Raw genomic sequence first — 19,885 nt, 5'->3', positions numbered from 1 at the left:
CGGCATGAGGTGATGGGGATGAAGTGGTGGTGGATGTTCGGGATATTGGCCATTGGAGGAATGATGTTCGTCAATGAGGCTTGGTATGGAAACTCGGCGGCATTTGGAACGGCGACCAGTATGATTATCGTGGCGTTGATTGGCCTAAAGAGTTTAGAAAACCGATATCGGATAAGAATGGGAGTCATCTTTTCATTATTGATTGCTGAAGCGATTTACTTTGGGTTGCCGAGTTATTCAGTCGCCGAGGCGGAACATACTTTGAAACATTCACACTGATACGGAACAAAGCCCGAAAACACGCTATCTTACGCGCTTTTGATTTAGAGTTGGTGTTTGTTTGGTGTTTAAAGATAATAAACGAAAATTAATGATGAAATACAAAACGGCCCTTTTTACACTTTCTGTTAGTGTTTGGATGAGCACCATTTTTTTATTATAGCTTGGAGGGTTTCGTTAAATAGTTGAGTTATTCACACATTCGCGACAAAATGTTAAACAAAACTACCTGTTTAGGTGATTAGGATGATAGCTGTTTGTTAAACAAACTATTTGAGCCTATGGCGGATATTCCAAAAAAAAAACGGTAACTGGATCATGTTGTTCCATAATCTTCATTAGCTTTTGTTTAGTAATTGGAGCAAATTCTGAGTAACGCCAATGGATAATGTGAAAGAGTACACTTAAACTAACTACTTTTCTAAAGCCTGCTGAATAAAGAATGTACAATATAATGAATTTTTGTGATTGTATGTCGATGTTCGATAATATATAAGAGTTATTCCGTAAAACTGTTGGTTTTGTTTTGCTGTTCTTTTATAATTTTTCACTTTTACAATAGAACTTGATTCGAATCAATTTTTATTTCATAGAAACATCCTAGACTAGAGTCATCAACAAGGAATACAAATGAAAATGAAATTGGAGGGAATCAACATGCAAAGATATATATTAAGTAAAAAGAATTCCATTACACTGATCAGTGCAATTTTGATTGCACTTGCATTCTTCGGACGATTTTCCTTAGACAACATGGCCATTTTCAATTGGTCGCTCATCATTGCATCCATTCTTGGTGTGGCGCCGATTGCAATCCAAGCCTATCAGGCATTAAAAGTAAAAGTTGTCAGTATTGATGTTTTAGTTACCATTGCAGTTATTGGAGCAGTATTGATTCAAAATTATGAGGAATCAGCCATCGTTACTTTCTTATTCTTATTTGGTTCTTACTTGGAGCAGCGTACCTTGAACAAAACACGTTCTGCCATTAAAGAATTAACAGAGCTGGCACCAGAAAGTGCTTTAAAGCAAATGGAAAACGGAGAATTTGAAGAAGTAGATGTCGATGATGTAGACGAAGGTGATATTTTATTAGTTAAAACGGGTGCAAAAGTTCCGGTAGATGGAACAGTGTTAACTGGTGAAGGTCACATTAATGAAGCAAGTATTACTGGAGAATCTCTACCTGTAAGTAAAAAGGTTGATTCTGAAGTATTTGCAGGATCTATCTTAGAAAATGGAACGATCCAAATTCGAGCTGATCGTGTTGGAGAAGATACAACATTTGGTAGAATTATCGAATTAGTGGAAGAGGCACAGGATTCCAAATCAGAAGCAGAACGTTTCATTGACCGATTCTCAAAATACTATACACCAGCTGTGTTAGTCCTTGGTTTTATTGTTTGGTTTTTCTCAAAAGATATTGAACTAGCTATCACGATTCTTGTTTTAGGATGTCCAGGTGCATTAGTTATCGGGGTTCCTGTATCCAACGTTGCCGGTATCGGAAACGGTGCACGTAATGGTGTCCTCTTAAAAGGTAGTGAAGTTATCAATGACTTTAGCAGAGTAGATACTATCGTTTTTGATAAAACAGGAACATTGACAGTAGGAAACCCTGAAGTTGCCGAAAAAGAATTTTACGGAAAAAATACTGAAGAGGTTCTAGGATATTTAGCAAGTGTGGAGCGTGAATCGGACCACCCACTAGCGAAAGCTGTCCTACAGGATATTGGCGAGATAACTTTCTCTACTGTTGAAGAAACCGAAGTCGTTAAAGGTGGCGGAATTGTAGCAAAAATAGGTGTTCATCGTATAGCCGTTGGTAACGTAGCTTTAATGGAAAAGAAAAATGTGAAATTAAGCGAAAAAGCTAAAAAAGACGTCGAACGCTTTGAGAAAAATGGGAATTCTCTTGTGTTAACTGCGGTCGACGGAGAATTAAACGTTCTGATGGGTATTCGGGATCAAATCCGCCCAGGTGTTAAAAAAGATCTTCAAAAACTGAAAAAACTAGGGGTCAAAAACCTTGTCGTTCTTTCTGGGGACAACCAAGGAACCGTAGATTTAGTTGCTCGAGAACTTGGGTTAACAGAAGCACATGGTCATATGCTACCGGAAGGAAAATCTGCTTATATCGAAAAAATGCAAGCAGAAGGCGGGATCATTGCCTTTGTCGGTGACGGAGTGAATGATAGTCCTTCACTAGCCTTAGCAGATATCGGAATTGCCATGGGAAGTGGAACAGATGTTGCAATTGAAACATCAGATGTTGTTTTAATGAATTCTGACTTTAGTCGTTTACCACACGCATTAGGCTTAACAAAATCAACTTCAAGAAACATGAAACAGAACATTACCATAGCAGTTGGTGTGGTATTAGTCTTACTTGCCAGCCTACTATTTGGTGAATGGATGAATATGTCAATCGGGATGTTGGTTCACGAAGCAAGTATCTTAGTAGTCATCTTGAATGGTATGAGATTGCTTCGATACCGTTTGAGAGAATAATTTTAATAGAAAGCAGTCTTGATGAATGATAAAGGGGAAGTATTCAGGTAGGAAGAACAAAATACTCCCCTACTTTTTCTTAAAACTTGATTTGCATCAAATTCATTTCGTTGAACCTGAACTATACTTAAATTGTAAAGAAGAAGAGGGAAAACAAAAAAATAAAAGATAAGATGAAAGGAGAAATAATTCATGCAAAAAGCAGTTATTCAATTAGAAACATTATCTTGTCCATCTTGTATGCAAAAGATTGAAAATGCGGTGAAAGGATTAAACGGGGTTAATCACGATAGCTTAAAAGTATTATTTAATGCCAGTAAAGTAAAAGTAGATTTTGATTCAGAAACGATCACCATTAACGATATCGAAAAAGCCATTGAAGACTTAGGATATCCAGTCGTCAAATCAAAAGTAAAATCGGCCTAAGACCAAAAAACCACAAGAAAGAGGGAACGAATAATGTCTGAACAGACATTTAACGAAGTAATAACAAACCATTTTGAAAAGCTAGATTTATACACCACTGCAATTACACGGGCCCATGGTAAGAATCACCCAGAAGCCTTTGAAGTACGTGAATTGTTTGAAACAATTAGTGGAAAAGTAAAAGACGCAGGTACGAACAAACCTGACTTAGATGCTGAATTTGCTCAATTACGAAAAATCACAGACAACTACACCATTCCTGGAGATGTATGTGAAACGTATGGAGGCACATTCGAGATGTTATCAGAAGTAGATAAAGCATATCAGGCTTAAAGTAACTCAAAAACAAAAGAATAGATTGGTTTACGGTCGTTAAAAAATGAAGGGGGAAATGATTTATGCAAAAAGCAACGATTCAATTAGAAACCTTATCTTGCCCATCTTGTCTCCAAAAGATTGAAAATGCGGTGAAAGGAATAAACGGTGTGAATCAAGATAGCTTGAAAGTAATGTTCAATGCAAGTAAAGTAAAAGTAGATTTTGATTCAGAAGCAGTCGCTATTAACGATATCGAAAAGGCAATTGAAGACTTAGGATATCCTGTTGTCAAATCAAAGGTAAAACCTGCTTAATCGAGTGAATAGAAAGGAAGCCTAGGATGCCCTCTTAGGCTTTTTATAAAAGGAAGAGGTTATTTTGGAACAAAACCAATGTTGTCATCACCAACATGGACATGCAGAATGTATTCGTATTGTCCCCATTTTCAACCATTTGGAAGACTCACAAATGGATTTGATTGCGGAATCTACCAAGACACTTCATCTTAAAAAAGGGGAAATGTTATTCCGTGCAGATGAGGAAGATGATACCTTATATATTATCAATTCAGGTAAGGCTCGGATTTACCGCTTATCGGATTCTGGAAAAGAACAACTTGTTCGCATTTTAAATCCTGGTGATTTTACAGGTGAAGTCGCCATTTTCCAACCTGGAAGTATTCATGAGAATTATGCGGAAGCACTACAAAATACATCTATTTGTTTAATTAAACGAGGTGATTTACAGAAGTATTTGGTGGAATATCCGCAGATTTCATTAAAAATACTGTCAGAAGTAACGATGCGTTTAAAGGATTCTGAAAAACAAACCACACAAGTAGCGATTGAAAATGTAGAAACCCGCATTATATCCTTTTTAGCTGAGAATATTGAAAAGGGAAGTGGCAATAGTCCAACGATTATCTTACCAATGTCCAAAAAGGATTTAGCCTCGTATCTTGGTACCACACCAGAAACAATCAGCCGTAAATTTACTACTCTAGAAGAACTTGGATTGATTAAACAGTTACCGAAAAAGAAAATTAAAATAATGGATTTAGATCAATTGTTACTTCATACTAAATAAATATAAGCAGAGTAGCGTGCCATCATTAACGTGTTAAGTTTAATAGTACAAAACATAAAATAACAAACATTTTAGCAATCCAATTAGCATATAAAATGGATTGCTAATTTTTGTTGATTTAACAATGTTTATCTACAAAAAGAAAGAGAAATGGCTACTTATTTGGCACTTATTTTACCAAGATGACATAAACTTGTGTCAACTGCATAATTCATTAGCAAAACACCCCTATTAACTAAGCTAATTACTCTGGACGGTTTGTCAAATTAAGCGCAACACTTCCTCCGCGAAGGCCTCGTGTGCGGTCTTCCAGCCGAGACATTTCCTCGGCCGCCCGTTGATCTTGGCGAGCGCGTCCACGATCTCTCCTTGGCCGACCGTCGCGAAGTCCGATCCTTTCGGGAAGAACTCGCGCAGGAGGCCGTTGGCGTTCTCGTGGCAGCTGAACTCCTTGCCCCGGTCCGTCGTCGCCGTCCTGAACGTGCCCTCCGGGAAGGCGGCGTGCACCGCATGAATCGCCCCCTCCATCGAGGCCGCGGTGCGGTCCGCGATCGGCAGGGCGAGATAGAACCGGCTCTTCCGCTCGATGAACGTCGCGACGCACGCCTTCGACTTCCCTCGTCCGGAGACGACGGTGTCGAGCTCCCAGTGCCCGAACGTCCGGCGCCCCCTGACCTCCGCCGGCCGTTGCGAGATGGAGAGTCTGATGTTGATGCGCCCGCGCGTCTCGGTCGGCTTTTGACGTTTCCCTTTCTGGCGGAGCACGGTCAGGGGCACGTCGATCCGTCCCGCATAGATCCAACGGTAGATGGTGGAGAAGGCAATTATTCCTGTGTAGAGACGGCCGACGATCTGTTCCGGGGGCCAGGTCGCACGCAGCTTCCCGACGATCGTCCGGCGCATCGTGTCGTCGAGTTTCGTCTTGGCGCCACAGTTGGTCTTCGCCTTCTCGTAGCGTTTCTGGGCACGTTCAGCCACGTAGTCGGGGTTCCGTCTGATTTCCCGCGAGACGGTCGAGGGCTGTCGCCCGAGCCGTCTCGCGATGGACCGGATGGACATCCCAAGCTCCAGATACGTCTCTATTTTCACGCGTTCCGTTGTGGTAAGATGAATATAGCTCATAGCGATTCCTCCGTCTGAATGTTTGTGTCGTAACTTCATTCTACACGAGGACGTCGCTGTGGGCTTTTTGTGCGTTCACTTTTGGGTGTTGCACTTAATTTTATAATTCATCAAACCAAAATGAAGTTGCCTATTTTCCTGTTTTTGGGATAATTGAAGAGAGGTGATGGGGATGAAGTGGTGGTGGATGTTCGGGATATTGGCCATTGGAGGAATGATGGTCGTAAATGAGGCTTGGTATGGAAACTCGGCGGCGTTTGGAACGGCGACCAGTATGATTATCGTGACGTTGATTGGCCTAAAGAGTTTAGAAAACCGATATCGGATAAGAATGGGAGTCATCTTTTCATTATTGATTGCTGGAGCAATTTACTTCGGGTTGCCGAATTATTCGGTCGCTGAGGCAGAACATAACCTGAAACAAGTACATAAGAACGTGAACTATGTGAATGATGTCGGGGTGGTGAACGAAGGCTGGAATCCGTTTCAACCAAACCGTGTCTATTTATTTGAAATCGATTCAGGGGACCGAGTCTTGTTTTTACCCGATTCAGGAGACATTATAAAAACGCGTCCTCCAATGTGAGGACGCGTTTCTGATTAGTTGCGAATCATATAATCGAAAGCACCGAGTGCGGCAGTCGCACCAGATCCCATCGAGATGATGATTTGTTTGTAGGCGCTGTTCGTGCAGTCACCTGCTGCGAACACACCTGGAACGTTCGTCGCGCCATGACGATCAACGACGATCTCACCGAAGTTGTTGCGTTCGACCGAGTCGAGCCAGTCCGTGTTCGGGACGAGGCCGATTTGGACGAAGACGCCTTCGAGTTCGACGTGATGCGTCTCGTTCGTCTCACGCGACAAGTACGAGATGCCGTTCACTTTATCCGTACCCGTGATTTCTGTCGTCTGTGCGTTCGTGACGACGGTCACGTTCGGGAGGCTGTGGAGACGGTCTTGAAGCACTTGGTCGGCTTTGAGTTCAGAAGCGAACTCGAGCACCGTCACGTGTTTAACAATCCCAGCGAGGTCGATCGCTGCTTCAATTCCAGAGTTGCCGCCACCGATGACTGCGACACGCTTGCCTTCGAAGAGAGGGCCGTCACAGTGCGGGCAGTAGGCCACACCTTTGTTTTTGAACTCAGCTTCACCTGGGACGTTGACGTTACGCCAGCGTGCACCCGTCGACAGGATGACGCTCTTACTCTTCAAGACGGCACCATTCTCAAGTTCGACTTCGACGAGGTCAGTTTTCTCAAGACGCTTCGCGCGTTGGAGATTCATGACGTCGATGCCGTATTCTTTCACGTGCTCTTCCAAGCTCGCGACGAGTTTCGGGCCTTCCGTGTAAGATGTGCCGATGAAGTTCTCAATCCCCATCGTGTCCATCACTTGACCACCAAAGCGTTCCGCGACGATGCCGGTCCGGATGCCTTTACGTGCCGCGTAAACCGCTGCGCTCGCACCAGCTGGGCCGCCACCGATGACGAGGACGTCATACGGGTCTTTGTTGTCAAACGCCGAAGCGTCAGGACCAGTTCCGAGTTTCGCCAAAATCTCTTCAAGTGACATGCGTCCGTTGCCGAACGCCTCACCGTTCAAGAAGACGGTCGGGACAGCCATGATCTCTTTCGCTTCCACTTCTGCCTTGAACGCGCCACCGTCGATCATCGTGTGTGAGATGTTCGGGTTGAGGACGCTCATGACGTTGAGTGCCTGGACGACGTCCGGGCAGTTGTGGCAACTGAGGCTGATATACGATTCGAAGTGGTACGTGCCTTGAATGTTTTGAATCTGTTTGATCGCATCCGCGTCCACTTTCGGCGCCCGGCCGCTCACTTGGAGCAACGCGAGGACGAGTGACGTGAATTCGTGACCGAGCGGGATCCCTGCGAAGACAATCCCTGTCTCTTCAGACGGGCGGTTCACGCTAAAGCTTGGTGTGCGTTCGAGTGTGACGTTCTCGACCGAAATGCGTGACGACATGCTCGCGAGTTCGTTCACGAGGTCGAGCATCTCTTTTGAGACCGCGTCGTCTCCAGCGCTGACACGGAGGACGACGTCGCCCTCCATGAGCTGGAGATATTGGTCCAACTGTTGTTTAATATCTGCTTCTAACATGAAATCCGCTCCTTACAACTTGCCGACGAGGTCGAGGCTCGGGCGAAGTGTTGCAGATCCTTCTTCCCATTTAGCCGGGCAAACTTCGCCTGGGTTGTTGCGGACGTATTGTGCCGCTTTGACTTTGTTAACGAGTGTGCTCGCGTCACGGCCGATGCCGCCTGCGTTGATTTCAACTGTTTGGATGACGCCGTCTGGGTCGATGATGAACGTACCACGGTCAGCAAGGCCATCTTCTTCGTTCAAGACGTCGAAGTTACGTGAGATTGTGTGTGATGGGTCACCAATCATGATGTACTCGATTTTACCGATTTTCTCTGATGTTTCGTGCCATGCTTTGTGCGTGAAGTGTGTGTCAGTCGATACTGAGTAGACTTCGACGCCGAGGTTTTTAAGTGTCGCGTATTCGTTTTGAAGGTCTTCAAGTTCAGTCGGGCAGACGAATGTGAAGTCAGCTGGGTAGAAGCAAACGACGCTCCATTGACCTTTGAAGTCGTTGTCCGATACTTCGAGGAATTCACCTGTTTGGAATGCTTGTGCTTTGAACGGTAAGATTTCTTTGCCGATTAATGACATGGGATATGTCCTCCTTGGTTTTTTACTCTAGCGGACTCTCATCTCTACTAGAATAATTATAATGTAATACTAACTTCATATAACCCGCCAAAAATGTCAAGGCGTTTGCATGTCTGGTAAAATGTTGATATATCAACGTTAAATGGATAAATCGCTTGATGAAAGGAAAGAAAACGATTACAAAATAAATGTGCTTTTGTTTTCAATAACCTATGTAAAAAAAATAAAAGCCGTCCCGATTGGACAGCTTTTCTGAGTGGATCAGTGATTTATTCTCGCAAGGAATCAATATATTATCAATTGAAAAGTAAAAAAATCTTAAGTTACTGGGTAGATGAAACTTCTTCAATATCTATACCTACTAACCAAATAGGTACTTTTAAGACGCTTGAATATGTTTCAATTGTTTTTTTCATTTTCTCGTAAGTCACTATGTTACTACTTAATAATTTCTCGAGATTACCTGTTGGTGTTATGTAAATTAACAAATCAATACCCGTTAAATTATCTAAATGCAGCACTTTAAATAAATCGTAATAACCTAAAGCCCAGTTGGCAAGTTGAATCTCACCGACTACTGTGGGTGTAGATTCGTCATTGGGTTCAAAGTTATCAAAGTAATTATCTTCAAATACTTGATTTGAAAGGTAATTCTTTTTCTGTTGTTTTGTCACAAAATTTCTCCAGTGTGTATCACCGTCATTAACTGAACGATGCCCGAAACAGTAATCGTGAATTTTTTTAGCATTTAATTCCTCATCATAGTAGGCAAAATCGAATCCTTTAGCTTTATCGTTGTCTTGAAAATATCCATCCATAAAACTAACTTCGAGATGTATATCAGGAATTTCCATCAAGCGATTTCTAAGGGCTTTATTGATTTCTTTAGTAGAAATTTTACGGTAATGTTTTTTATTTTCAGTCCCGTGTACTGGAGAAAGGTCATCAAAAGATTTGTGAATAAGGTTGTATACGTCATTTTTATACTTAGGAAAAACCTCTAAAAAAGTTTTAGCGTTTCTGTAATAAAAATTATCGACGAGCTGTATTTGAAACTCCTTTATTTGTAACCACTCAGTGTCTTCTTTAGGTTTTTTAATCCAAGTGCGTTGAATTTTCTCTGGGTTCATTACTTAGTCTCCTGATATTTTTTCTGGAATTGTCCACAAAATGAGTGATGGTATAAATCACGTGGTCAAAGTCCTCATTGACCTGATGCTCCCAAAACCGAAGGATGATCCAGCCTTCCTCGACATAATGTCGTGTGACATCGGCATCCCGTTCGATGTTACGACCAATCTTCTGACGCCAGAATTCGGCGTTCGTTTTCGGTAGTTTGAAGTGAAGGGGACAGCCATGCCAGTAGCAGGAGTCCAAAAAGACGACGACACGGAGTCCCGGAAACGAGATGTCCGGTGTACCATATAGCTTCCGGTTGTTCTTCCGATATCGAAATCCGGCAGCCCAAAGTGCTTTCCGGACCTTCACTTCCATCTTCGTGTCCTTACCACGGTTGCCGCTCATCGTCTTGAAGACGGCTGGACTCGATGCTTTCGGTACATTTCTTGCCATACCTTCACCTCCCTCTACTAAGAGGATTCCACTTGAGGGAGGGAAGTACTCATGTTAAGCGTCTAGAATCTGCTGGATGTAGTTTCTGTCCAACCAAAACGATTGTTTTGTGATCCACTGACCGTCTGGGAGTTTCACTTTGTCCTGACCATCGGCTCCTTTTGAGCGCATATGGGCGACCTGATTGAACTTCGGGCCGGGAAGGTTGTTTTTTACTCGCTTACCCGAAGGTATCAGCTTTACTCCAGTATGGACGATGTGTTTAGCCTCGAGCCACATCGACTTCAACTCGCTATCCACCGTTTCGAGCGGCATGTTCCATAGACGTATCCCTTCGAAACGAGGGATACGTTTTTGTTTGGGCACGTACTCCTCGTCATATCGGAAGACGAGAAAGAGGTATTTCTGTTCGGCGAACGTGTCATACAAGTCGGATTCTTCCCACTCGTCTCGAGACAAGTCGTCGAAATCGACTTTTCCGAACGACATGTGCTCCCGAATTTTACCGTCAGGCTCTCGAGCAATCGTCTTGAACTTGATGTTCGCTTTCGCGAACTCTTCGATGCCAGACAAGTCGGTCTTTCGAACACCTAAAAGCTTCGCCATGACTCGCGGAATCATCGCCTTATTGCCCGGGTTATATGGGATATTTGTCTCTTCGCATAGTTCGAGTACCGTCTTCCCGTAATGAGGCGCGAGTTTTGCCTCGAGGAGTTCTTCAATCGACATTTCTTTCAATTCACCGTGGTTGGCGATTGACTCCATCAATTCTGGGGTCAAGTATTGACGGACGAGCCCCGACATATAGGAAGCTTTGAGCGAAAAGGCACGTGGTTTTGCTGGTTGCTCTGAGAACGGTTGGCTACGGACGACCGAGCCGTTCGCCCCTTTCGTACAGGCTGACAAGTACATCGTATCGGCCTCGGAAATCAAATGCGCCTCTCCCCGTTTGATTTTTGTGACAATTGTCTCCCAGTCCTGCCGCATCACGTCCAAGTCTTCCTCTGAGAACTCGTTCAAGAATGCTTTGTAGATACGGTAGTCATCGATAGGGATGTTTGGCTCATATTGATAAAGCATGATCAGCATGCTCGTGGCTTTGGATAAGAAGCTCGACGTCTCGAACGAATACCCGTGCTCGTTATGATAATCAATCATGTTCAAAACGAGCCGCTCCTTCGATGAATATGTACCATTCTTGTTTTTCTTGAAAGGGGTGACCTTCAATTCGATGCCGAGCTCTTCAAAATCAGGCCGTGCATCCGAGTTGATTGGGTAGCCGAAATGGCTCTCCTCGATGATGTGCCCGAGGGAACCTTTAGAGCGGACATTCTTGATGCGCCCGGTCGTGTCAATCTCTCCGAACGTCTTTCCTTCGGCCTCTCTTGCTTTGTCCATCAATTCTTGAATCGTTTCATACCGCAAAATAACTCCTCCTACAGTTTACATATATAACCATTATAGCTTGTTGTTGATCCCATTCACCTTTTCTGTTAAACTAATCTCAGCGAGAAAGTTCATTTGAGATAACTTATGAAATAGAGTAAATTTAAGATAGAAAATGCGAAAGGGTGTTCCCATTGATTAAAGTAGTTGAGTTATTTGCTGGTGTAGGAGGTTTCCGCATTGCACTTGAAGGAATTAAAGACGTGAAGGCCGAGCCTACATCGGACAAATTCGATGTAGTTTGGGGCAATCAATGGGAACCGGCGACGAAGAGTCAACCGGCTTTTGATTGCTATGCCGAACGATTCAAAGGACGTGGTGAACACGTTAATGAAGATATTGCGCTTACTCTCGGAAACGTTGGAAAGCATCATTTGTTGGTGGGGGGATTTCCTTGTCAAGATTACAGTGTTTCACGCAGTTTAAAGAATGAACAAGGAATTCAAGGTAAGAAAGGTGTTCTATTTTGGGAAATTATGAATATTGTAAAAGTAGAACATCCTCCTTACGTTTTGTTAGAGAACGTAGATCGTCTCATGAAGTCGCCGGCCAAGCAAAGGGGACGTGACTTCAGTGTCATGCTCCGTGCGTTCGCGGACCAAGGCTATACGGTCGAGTGGCGCGTCATTAACGCAGCAGACTATGGCTTCGCGCAACGCCGGCGTCGCATCTTCATCTTCGCGACCCGCACCGACCTGAATCATTCGGCACGTGCTCAACAGGCGAACCCTGAGGAGTGGTTGCTCGAGTCAGGCTTCTTCGCACCGACTTTCCCAGTCCATGAACTGACGAGCGAGAAGCATCCGGGCTCGCAGTTTCAACTGCCTAAAGATATCGTCGAAATCTCTGACACGTTCTCGGCGACGTACCGCAATGCGGGAATCATGTCGGGCGATCGGGTGACGACTCTTGAAACGTTACCTAAACGTGAAGTCCCGAAGACGCTCGGCGAAGTGGTCCAAGAAGTATATGAGCAGTTCGGTCCTACACCGGAACAGTATTACTTGGACACCGATACAATCAAGAAATCGGGTCGGAACGAGCAGGAAGAGTTGGCTTACTTGAAAGGGCCGAAGAAAATCGAACGGACCTCGGCAAGCGGTCACGTGTACGTGTACGCCGAGGGCGGAATGTCGTATCCGGACTCGCTCGACCTTCCTGGCCGTACGATGTTGACGAGCGAAGGCACATGTAACCGCTCGAGCCATGTCATTGAGGATCCACAAACGAAGAGACTTCGTTACTTGCGCCCAGAGGAGTGCGAGGGACTGAACGGCTTCCCTTACGGATGGACGGACACAATGACGGACCGCAAACGTTACTTCACGATGGGTAATGCTCTTGTTGTTGGTTTGATTGAACGTATGGCGCATCGTATAGTCGAGATACATGAGAACGAGGAAGAGCACAAAATCACATTAAGCCCTGAAATCACTCAGACAGAGCTTTTTGCAGCTTATAGTAACTTAAAGTAAAGAATTAAAAAATGTATTTAACAAATCTATTCTGTTGTCAACGAACCGGGCTGCTTTTGCAATCTGGTTCTTTTTTTATATCTGATAACTCTTGATTTCACATATTATAAATCAAATATTGAAAAGATTTTGTATTGGAGATTTTATTCATTTTTTTATTAATTCGGGAATACAATCCTTGTAGCCATTGTTGCGTCCAATTGACTGATGAAAGAAGGCGACGGTCATGAAGCTCGATTCGAACGATCCGTTCTGGACACGACCACCCGAGGAGTTACTGCAAACCCTAAATTCAACGCCACAAGGACTCACATCCGATGAGGTCAAACGCCGTCAACAGACGATCGGGTTGAATGTGCTCGCCCAGGAAAAGCGGTTGACGAACCTGACGTTATTACTCGGACAGTTTAAAAGTCCGATCATTCTCATCTTGATTGGAGCCACGCTCATTTCAGCGCTAACTGGGGATTACGTCGACGCGAGTATCATCTTGACCATCATCTTGGCGAGTGCCCTACTTAGTTTCTTTCAAGAGTTTCATGCCAATCGCGCCATCGAGGAACTGCGGGAGAAAGTGAACGTTCACGTCGACGTCTGGCGGGACCATCAACTTCGTCAGGTATCCGCCTCGGACATCGTACCCAGGTGACGTCATTGCGATTTCAACAGGTAGCCTCATTCCCGCCGATGGAGTGGTGTTGACGAGCGAACATTGTTTCGTGAATCAATCGATTTTAACCGGAGAGTCCATCCCGGTCCAAAAGCTGCCGGGTCTCGTCGAAACCGATCAAGCGATGGAGCACCGATCAAACGTCGTTTATATGGGGACGAACGTACAAACCGGCAACGCCAACGTCTTGATCGTCCGGACCGGTCGTGAAACGGAATACGGTCAAATCGCACGTGAGCTGACACTTCGTCCTCCGGAAACGGAATTCGAACAAGGAATTCGTCACTTCGGCTATTTATTGACGTATATTATGTTCATCTTGACGTTGCTCGTCTTTGCGATTAACGTCTGGTTCGAACGAGACGTCATTGACTCGCTCCTCTTTGCTGTCGCCTTGGCGGTCGGCATCACCCCACAATTGCTCAGCGCAATCATGAGCATCACCTTGTCCCAAGGGTCTCGCAAAATGGCGGAAGAAGGGGTCATCGTCCGCAAACTGACGGCCATTGAAAACTTTGGGAGTATGGACGTCTTATGCACGGATAAGACGGGGACGTTGACGGAAGGGCAGACACGGCTCGACGATGCGGTCGATGTCGATGGGGCCTCGTCTGAATTCGTCTTTCGGTCCGCTTATTTGAATGCGTCGTTACAGGTCGGCATGAAGAATGAACTCGATGATTTGATTTGTCATGTCCGAACCATCGATGTCTCGTCCGTCCTTCGCGTCGGCGAGATTCCGTTCGACTTCACGCGCGAACGGTTGAGTGTTATCGTGCGAGAAAAGGCCAGCGTAAGTCTCATCACGAAAGGGGCGTATCATCATGTGATTGACGTATGTAATCGCGTCCGCCATCAGGATGAGGTCCGTCCGCTCTCACCTTTCGAACGGTCGGCCCTGGACGTTCACTTCGAGAATTGGAGCACACGTGGGATCCGTGTGCTCGGAGTGGCCGAGAAGGAGACGGTCGAACAAGACACCTATCAAGTTGAAGACGAGACGGATATGGTGTTCATCGGATTTTTACTCATCTTCGATCATCCAAAAAACGACGTCGCTGAGACGATTGTCGAGCTCGCCTGGCATGGTGTCGGTCTGCGTGTCATCATGGGAGACAACGCTTCAATCGCGCTCCATACCGCAGAGGCGGTCGGCCTCCCCATCACAGGAATCATGACAGGGAGTGAGTTGAATCGAACGTCCGACGAGGCGCTCTGGCAAAAGGTCGAACAGACGACGCTGTTCGCTGAAGTCGATCCGAACCAAAAAGAGCGCATCATCTTGGCACTCAAGAAGAACGGTCACGTCGTCGGTTATATGGGTGACGGCATCAACGACGTGCCGGCGCTCCATGCGGCCGATGTCGGTGTCTCGGTCGAGAATGCGGTCGATGTCGCCAAGGAAGCGGCTGATTTCGTCCTCGTCCGCAAGAGTTTGCGCGTGTTGCTGCGCGGTATCGTGTTAGGACGGATGACGTTCTTGAACACGCTCAAATACATTAAAGTGACGACGAGCGCGAACTTCGGGAACATGTTCAGCATGGCGGGCGCTTCTTTGTTTTTGCCGTTCTTGCGGCTCTTGCCGAAGCAAATCTTGATGATTAACTTCTTAAGTGATTTCCCGGCGCTTGCCATCTCGCAGGACGCAGTCGATACGGACGATTTGCGGACGCCGCAACGGTGGGATTTGAAAGAGGTCCGTCGCTTCATGATCACGTTCGGTCTCGTCAGTTCATTGTTCGACTACACGGTCTTTGCCGTGCTGTTGTTCTTGTTCCGGGCAAATGAAGCGGTCTTTCAGAGCGGGTGGTTCGTGTTCTCGATTTTGACCGAGTTATTGATTCTTATGATTATGCGAACGCGTCGCGTGATGTATCGCAGTCGGCCGGCACCGATTTTATTGTACGCATCGATTCTCGTCGGCGTGCTCGCGATTGGTGTCCCTTATTTGCCGATTGCACCGTTGCTCGGTTTGGTGCCGCTGCCGCTTCCGTTATTGATGACGCTCCTCGGACTACTCGGCGGGTACGTCCTATTGAATGAAGCGGTGAAGCGCTGGTTTTATAGAAAGGCATGAGAAAAGACAGAGGTCGCCCTCTGCCTTTTGCTTATTCTGCCATCAACGCGCACACCGCATTCGAATAGGCGACCGGATCTTCAATCGGTAACCCTTCGATGAGGAGCGCCTGCTGATAGAGCAAATCGGTATACTGTTTCGCTTTCGCTTCATCTTCCTTATAGATGCGCTGTAACGTCCGGAAGATGGCGTGATCGGCGTTCACTTCAAGCACTTTTTCAGCTTTCATGCCGCCGCCATTCGGCATCGTGTTCAAAATCTTCTCCATCTCGATTGAGACGTCACCGGCGACCGTCAAGCAGACCGGATGTGACTTGAGACGTGTCGATGCGCGCACTTCTTTAACGCGGTCGCCCAGTTCTTGTTTCATGAAGGCGAACAAGTCCTTGTTGTCCTCATTGAGCGAATGGGCCGCCTCGTCATCAAGCCCGAGGTCACCGCTCGCGATCGACTTAAACTCTTTGTCGTCATACGACTGGAGCATTTTGATGGCGAACTCGTCGATTTCTTCAGTGAAGTAGAGAATCTCGAACCCTTCTTCTTTCAAGCGTTCCGCCTGAGGGAGAAGGTCGATGCGGTGAATCGATTCACCCGTCGCGTAATAGATGTACTTTTGATCGTCTTTCATGCGCTCGACGTACTCTTTGAGCGTGACGAGCTTGTTCTCGTTCGACGAGTGGAACAAGAGCAAGTCTTTCAACTCGTCCTTGGCGGCACCGAACTGATCGTAGACGCCGAACTTGAGCTGACGGCCGAACGAATCGAAGAATTTCTCGTAGTCTTCGCGCTCGTTTTGGAGCATCTTCTCGAGCATGCCTTTGATTTTCGACTTCACGTTTTTGGCGATGACGCGAAGTTGGCGGTCCTGCTGCAGCATCTCCCGGGAAATGTTGAGCGACAGGTCTTCCGAGTCGACCATCCCTTTGACGAAACCGAAATAGTCCGGGAGCAGGTCAGGCGACTTCTCCATGATCAAGACACCGTTCGAGTACAGCTCGAGCCCTTTCTCGAACTCTTTCGTGTAATAGTCGAACGGGACCGTCGATGGGATGTAGAGAATCGACTGATACCGGATCGAGCCGTCGACGTTCAAGTGAAGGTGTTTGAGCGGCTCATCGAAGCCGTAGCGTTTCTCGTGATAGAACGCCTTGTAGTCCTCGTCCGACAGCTCGCTCTTCCGTTTGCGCCAAATCGGCACCATGCTGTTGACCGTCTCTTCTTCGACGTAATCCTCGTACTCGTCCGAGTCTTCTTTTTGACGGTGCTTCGTCACGTCGAGCTTAATCGGATAGCGGATGAAGTCCGAATGCTTCTTGATGAGCGAACGGATCTCGTACTCTTCGAGGAACGATGAGTACGTCTCGTCGTCCGTGTCAGCTTTCACGTGCAACGTGATCTCAGTCCCGATGTCGGTCTTATCTGTCGGCTCGATCGTGTAACCGTCTGTGCCTTCCGACTCCCACAAGTAGCCTTGTTCACTGTCGACCGAGCGGGTGCGGACCGTCACACGGTCTGCCACCATGAACGCCGAGTAGAAGCCGACACCGAATTGGCCGATGAGGCTGTGGTCTTCTTCCATCTTCGTCGCCTGCTTCATCGCGAGCGAGCCGCTCTTGGCGATAATCCCGAGGTTCGATTCGAGTTCGTCGGCCGTCATCCCGATTCCGGTGTCACGGATGGTGATCGTGCGTGCGTCTTTGTCGAGCTCGACTTTAATGAAGTAGTCGTCCTTGTTGAAGTCGATTGCCTCATCCGACAAGGCCCGGTAATACATTTTGTCGATGGCGTCACTCGCGTTCGAGATGAGCTCACGGAGGAAGATGTCCTTATGCGTATAGATTGAGTGGACCATCAACTCTAAAATTCGTTTCGATTCGGCTTGAAACTGTTTCTTTGTCATGATCGTTCTCCTTTTTATTTGTTCGATTTTGGCACTCTGATGATAAGAGTGCTAACACTATTGATTATCCTAATTTTTAGGAAGATGTCAACCCGATTCAAACAAAACGTTGACGCGGGGCTCAGATTCACCTATAGTTGAGTACATGCGATGAGCTGGTCTATGTAAGACGGCGGACATTCCTTCGGGAGCACGTTGTGGAGCGTGGTTCGACGCGGTAGACTTTTCGAGAGCACCTCTAGTGAGAGGTGCTCATTTTTTGTATATGGGGGATTATGATGCAACTACATACCATCCATCACGTGGCGATTATCGCCTCAAATTATGACGAGGCGAAACGGTTCTACATCGATATCCTCGGTTTCGACGTCATCCGCGAGCATCATCGTCCGGACAAAGGCGATCACAAGATCGACCTGCGGCTCGGCGCGTACGAGCTCGAGCTGTTCATCAAACCGGACAGTCCGAAACGGCCGAGCTTTCCGGAGGCGTGTGGACTCCGTCATCTCGCCTTTAAAGTCGACGACATCGAGTCGGTCGTCGCTGAACTGAATGCGCACGGTGTCACGACGGAACCGATTCGGTTTGACACGTTCACGGGCGAGAAGATGACGTTCTTCTTTGACCCGGACGGTCTGCCGCTCGAACTGCACGAATAAAGCCCCTTCACACGAAGGGGCTTTCGTTATGGGCGCACGTAAGACAAGAGCATCTCTCGCAACACCCGCTGTTGGATGAGGGGCTCGATGTCGTCCTCTAAATAACTGATGTGAGACTTTAAAATGATATTGTTGCCGAACGTCCCGAACGCGTTGATGATGGTGACGACGGTTGCTTTCACGTCGAGATCGCTCCGAAGCGAACCGTCCGTCTTCCCGTCCGCGATGAGCGGTTCGAGCGTCTCCATGATTTCGCGCTGCAACTCGATATAGTCGTCAATCCCGGGAAGGGGACTTGCGACGGACGAGGCATAACTCTCGAACGCCTCACGGAAACGAGAATGACTCGTCCGCTTCACTTGTTGGTCGAGCAGATAGTCGAGAATCGCCTCGAGCCGCGAGTAGGCATTTCCAGGCCGGCTCGTCAGTTGTTTGAACGCATCGAGCGTCGGTGCCAAATTGCGCACGGCCGCGGCAACGATCAATTGGTCTTTTTTCGGAAAGTAACGGAACAGTGTCGCGACCCCGAGCTCGGACGCGTCAGCGATGTCCTGCATTTGCACCCGTTCAAATCCATCTTGTAAGAAGAGGACCTCGGCTTGCTCGATGATACGATTCATTCGTTCTTCTTTATTTTGTTGTCGTTTACTCATGAAATCACCTCTTTGTATCTCGTTATTATACCGTGTCGAGGCAGTTTCGTTGAGAATCGAATGTGCATCGACTACTATAATGATAGTTAGACTATCGTATTTAAAGAAATGGAGCTGGAATCATGCGGTTAACGGGGAAAGTAGCGGTCATTACGGGGGCAGGCAGTGGTATGGGAGAAGAGACGGCCAAGCTGTTCGCACGAGAAGGGGCGACCGTCGTCGCGACAGACATCAATCTTGAAGCGGTGACGCGCGTCGTGGAAACAATCCGGTCGAACGGTGGCGAGGCAATCGCGCTTCAACACGACGTCACGTCACGCAACGATTGGGAAAACATTTATAACGAAGTCCATTCCGTGTGCGGCAAGCTCGACGTTCTCGTCAACAATGCGGGCATCGCGCTCGCAAAACCGTTCTTGGACCAGACAGAGGAAGACTGGGCGCGCACGTATCGAATCAATATTGATGGCGTCATGCTCGGGACACAGTATGCAATCCCGCTCATGGAGCAAAACGGCGGTGGGTCGATCGTCAACATCTCGTCCATCTCGGCGCTCACAGGCATGGCCGGTGCCGGTGCCTATACGGCCTCGAAAGGAGCCGTTCGGTCGCTCACGAAAGCGGCGGCCGTCGATTACGGGAAACACAACATTCGCGTCAACTCGGTCCATCCGGGCTATATCGTGACACCGATGAGTGCGCCGCACATGGAACACCCGGATTATAAACAACATTTCTTGAATCAAATCGCTTTGCCGAATCTCGGTCGGGCTGAAGAAGTGGCGACGGCCGTCCTCTTCCTCGCGTCGGATGAGGCAAATCACATCACGGGAATCGAACTTCCGGTCGATGGGGGCGTCACAGCAAAATAAGCAACACAACTCGTTCAGGTCAGGGGAAAAATTCCTCTGACCTGTTTTTTAAATTATTTTTCGAAAAAACCATATTAGAGATAGACAAATCAAGAGTTTCCTAAAATAATGAAATTAAG

Annotated in this window: 20 protein-coding genes; 12 read left to right on the top strand and 8 right to left on the bottom strand. The window is 46.8% G+C overall.

Going from position 1 to position 19,885, the window contains the following annotated elements; translation table 11 throughout:
* The first annotated feature begins 18 nt into the window (after positions 1-18).
* From KNP85_RS05240 to KNP85_RS05215, 6 genes are all read left to right on the top strand, one after another.
* Positions 19-279, top strand: coding sequence for a hypothetical protein (locus KNP85_RS05240; protein WP_211780193.1), 261 nt, complete (start codon positions 19-21; stop codon positions 277-279).
* 657 nt (positions 280-936) lie between these two features.
* A complete protein-coding gene (locus KNP85_RS05235) occupies positions 937-2,790 on the top strand; it encodes a heavy metal translocating P-type ATPase (RefSeq protein ID WP_214712453.1) in 1,854 nt (617 codons plus the stop codon).
* A gap of 192 nt (positions 2,791-2,982) precedes the next feature.
* Positions 2,983-3,216: a heavy-metal-associated domain-containing protein gene (locus tag KNP85_RS05230; protein WP_029333960.1), complete on the top strand. Its 234-nt coding sequence runs from the start codon at positions 2,983-2,985 to the stop codon at positions 3,214-3,216.
* 33 nt (positions 3,217-3,249) lie between these two features.
* Positions 3,250-3,549 carry an iron-sulfur cluster repair di-iron protein, ric gene (locus tag KNP85_RS05225; protein WP_128123856.1) on the top strand — a complete coding sequence of 100 codons (300 nt, stop codon included), beginning with the start codon at positions 3,250-3,252 and terminating at the stop codon, positions 3,547-3,549.
* A 65-nt stretch (positions 3,550-3,614) separates the two neighbouring features.
* Positions 3,615-3,848, top strand: coding sequence for a heavy-metal-associated domain-containing protein (locus KNP85_RS05220; protein WP_026907428.1), 234 nt, complete (start codon positions 3,615-3,617; stop codon positions 3,846-3,848).
* Positions 3,849-3,912: 64 nt separating this feature from the next.
* Positions 3,913-4,620, top strand: a complete 708-nt coding sequence (locus tag KNP85_RS05215; RefSeq protein WP_251136224.1) for a Crp/Fnr family transcriptional regulator — start codon at positions 3,913-3,915, stop codon at positions 4,618-4,620.
* Between the two features lie 261 nt (positions 4,621-4,881).
* Here KNP85_RS05215 and KNP85_RS05210 read toward each other — a convergent pair whose 3' ends face one another.
* Positions 4,882-5,742, bottom strand: a complete 861-nt coding sequence (locus KNP85_RS05210; RefSeq protein WP_214801816.1) for an IS30 family transposase — start codon at positions 5,740-5,742, stop codon at positions 4,882-4,884.
* A gap of 172 nt (positions 5,743-5,914) precedes the next feature.
* On the opposite strand from KNP85_RS05210, the gene KNP85_RS05205 reads away from it, so the two are divergent.
* Positions 5,915-6,328, top strand: a complete 414-nt coding sequence (locus KNP85_RS05205; RefSeq protein ID WP_131472010.1) for a hypothetical protein — start codon at positions 5,915-5,917, stop codon at positions 6,326-6,328.
* 14 nt (positions 6,329-6,342) lie between these two features.
* Here KNP85_RS05205 and ahpF read toward each other — a convergent pair whose 3' ends face one another.
* The 5 genes from ahpF to KNP85_RS05180 all read right to left on the bottom strand — a co-directional run bounded on the left by ahpF (position 6,343) and on the right by KNP85_RS05180 (position 11,439).
* Complete coding sequence (ahpF, locus tag KNP85_RS05200; RefSeq protein ID WP_214764136.1) at positions 6,343-7,866, bottom strand: alkyl hydroperoxide reductase subunit F; 1,524 nt, start codon at positions 7,864-7,866, stop codon at positions 6,343-6,345.
* Between the two features lie 12 nt (positions 7,867-7,878).
* The gene (gene ahpC, locus KNP85_RS05195) at positions 7,879-8,442 is read right to left on the bottom strand and encodes an alkyl hydroperoxide reductase subunit C (RefSeq protein WP_021067918.1); all 564 of its coding nucleotides are present in this window, start codon (positions 8,440-8,442) and stop codon (positions 7,879-7,881) included.
* A 323-nt stretch (positions 8,443-8,765) separates the two neighbouring features.
* Complete coding sequence (locus tag KNP85_RS05190; protein ID WP_214801813.1) at positions 8,766-9,572, bottom strand: BglII/BstYI family type II restriction endonuclease; 807 nt, start codon at positions 9,570-9,572, stop codon at positions 8,766-8,768.
* The gene (locus KNP85_RS05185) at positions 9,538-10,014 is read right to left on the bottom strand and encodes a very short patch repair endonuclease (RefSeq protein WP_251136223.1); all 477 of its coding nucleotides are present in this window, start codon (positions 10,012-10,014) and stop codon (positions 9,538-9,540) included. The genes KNP85_RS05190 and KNP85_RS05185 overlap by 35 nt, the downstream gene beginning before the upstream one ends.
* A 54-nt stretch (positions 10,015-10,068) precedes the next feature.
* On the bottom strand, positions 10,069-11,439 hold the full coding sequence (locus tag KNP85_RS05180) for a Sau3AI family type II restriction endonuclease (RefSeq protein WP_214801811.1): 1,371 nt from the start codon (positions 11,437-11,439) through the stop codon (positions 10,069-10,071).
* 155 nt (positions 11,440-11,594) lie between these two features.
* Between KNP85_RS05180 and dcm the strand changes: the two genes are divergently transcribed.
* From dcm to mgtA, 3 genes are all read left to right on the top strand, one after another.
* Positions 11,595-12,935 carry a DNA (cytosine-5-)-methyltransferase gene (gene dcm, locus KNP85_RS05175; RefSeq protein WP_214801808.1) on the top strand — a complete coding sequence of 447 codons (1,341 nt, stop codon included), beginning with the start codon at positions 11,595-11,597 and terminating at the stop codon, positions 12,933-12,935.
* A gap of 226 nt (positions 12,936-13,161) precedes the next feature.
* Positions 13,162-13,584 (top strand): cation-transporting P-type ATPase, encoded by a 423-nt coding sequence (locus KNP85_RS05170; RefSeq protein WP_214801805.1) that lies wholly within the window; start codon positions 13,162-13,164, stop codon positions 13,582-13,584.
* 43 nt (positions 13,585-13,627) lie between these two features.
* Complete coding sequence (mgtA, locus tag KNP85_RS05165) at positions 13,628-15,682, top strand: magnesium-translocating P-type ATPase (protein WP_353048916.1); 2,055 nt, start codon at positions 13,628-13,630, stop codon at positions 15,680-15,682.
* 31 nt (positions 15,683-15,713) lie between these two features.
* Here mgtA and htpG read toward each other — a convergent pair whose 3' ends face one another.
* Entirely contained in the window at positions 15,714-17,582 is a 1,869-nt protein-coding gene (gene htpG / locus KNP85_RS05160) for a molecular chaperone HtpG (protein WP_214801790.1), read from the bottom strand.
* A gap of 278 nt (positions 17,583-17,860) precedes the next feature.
* Here htpG and gloA2 point away from each other — a divergent pair, with 278 nt between their 5' ends.
* On the top strand, positions 17,861-18,241 hold the full coding sequence (gene gloA2, locus KNP85_RS05155) for an SMU1112c/YaeR family gloxylase I-like metalloprotein (RefSeq protein WP_214801787.1): 381 nt from the start codon (positions 17,861-17,863) through the stop codon (positions 18,239-18,241).
* Between the two features lie 26 nt (positions 18,242-18,267).
* Here the strand turns inward: gloA2 and KNP85_RS05150 are convergent, their stop codons facing one another.
* Complete coding sequence (locus KNP85_RS05150) at positions 18,268-18,894, bottom strand: TetR/AcrR family transcriptional regulator (protein WP_214801784.1); 627 nt, start codon at positions 18,892-18,894, stop codon at positions 18,268-18,270.
* A gap of 122 nt (positions 18,895-19,016) precedes the next feature.
* Here KNP85_RS05150 and KNP85_RS05145 point away from each other — a divergent pair, with 122 nt between their 5' ends.
* Positions 19,017-19,766 carry an SDR family NAD(P)-dependent oxidoreductase gene (locus KNP85_RS05145; RefSeq protein WP_214801781.1) on the top strand — a complete coding sequence of 250 codons (750 nt, stop codon included), beginning with the start codon at positions 19,017-19,019 and terminating at the stop codon, positions 19,764-19,766.
* The last annotated feature ends 119 nt before the right edge of the window (positions 19,767-19,885 follow it).

This window comes from Exiguobacterium sp. s194, from assembly GCF_018618275.1.
Taxonomy (GTDB): domain Bacteria; phylum Bacillota; class Bacilli; order Exiguobacteriales; family Exiguobacteriaceae; genus Exiguobacterium; species Exiguobacterium chiriqhucha.
The sequence above is the reverse complement of the archived record's forward strand: the minus strand, read 5'-3'. Positions and strand labels throughout refer to the sequence as shown.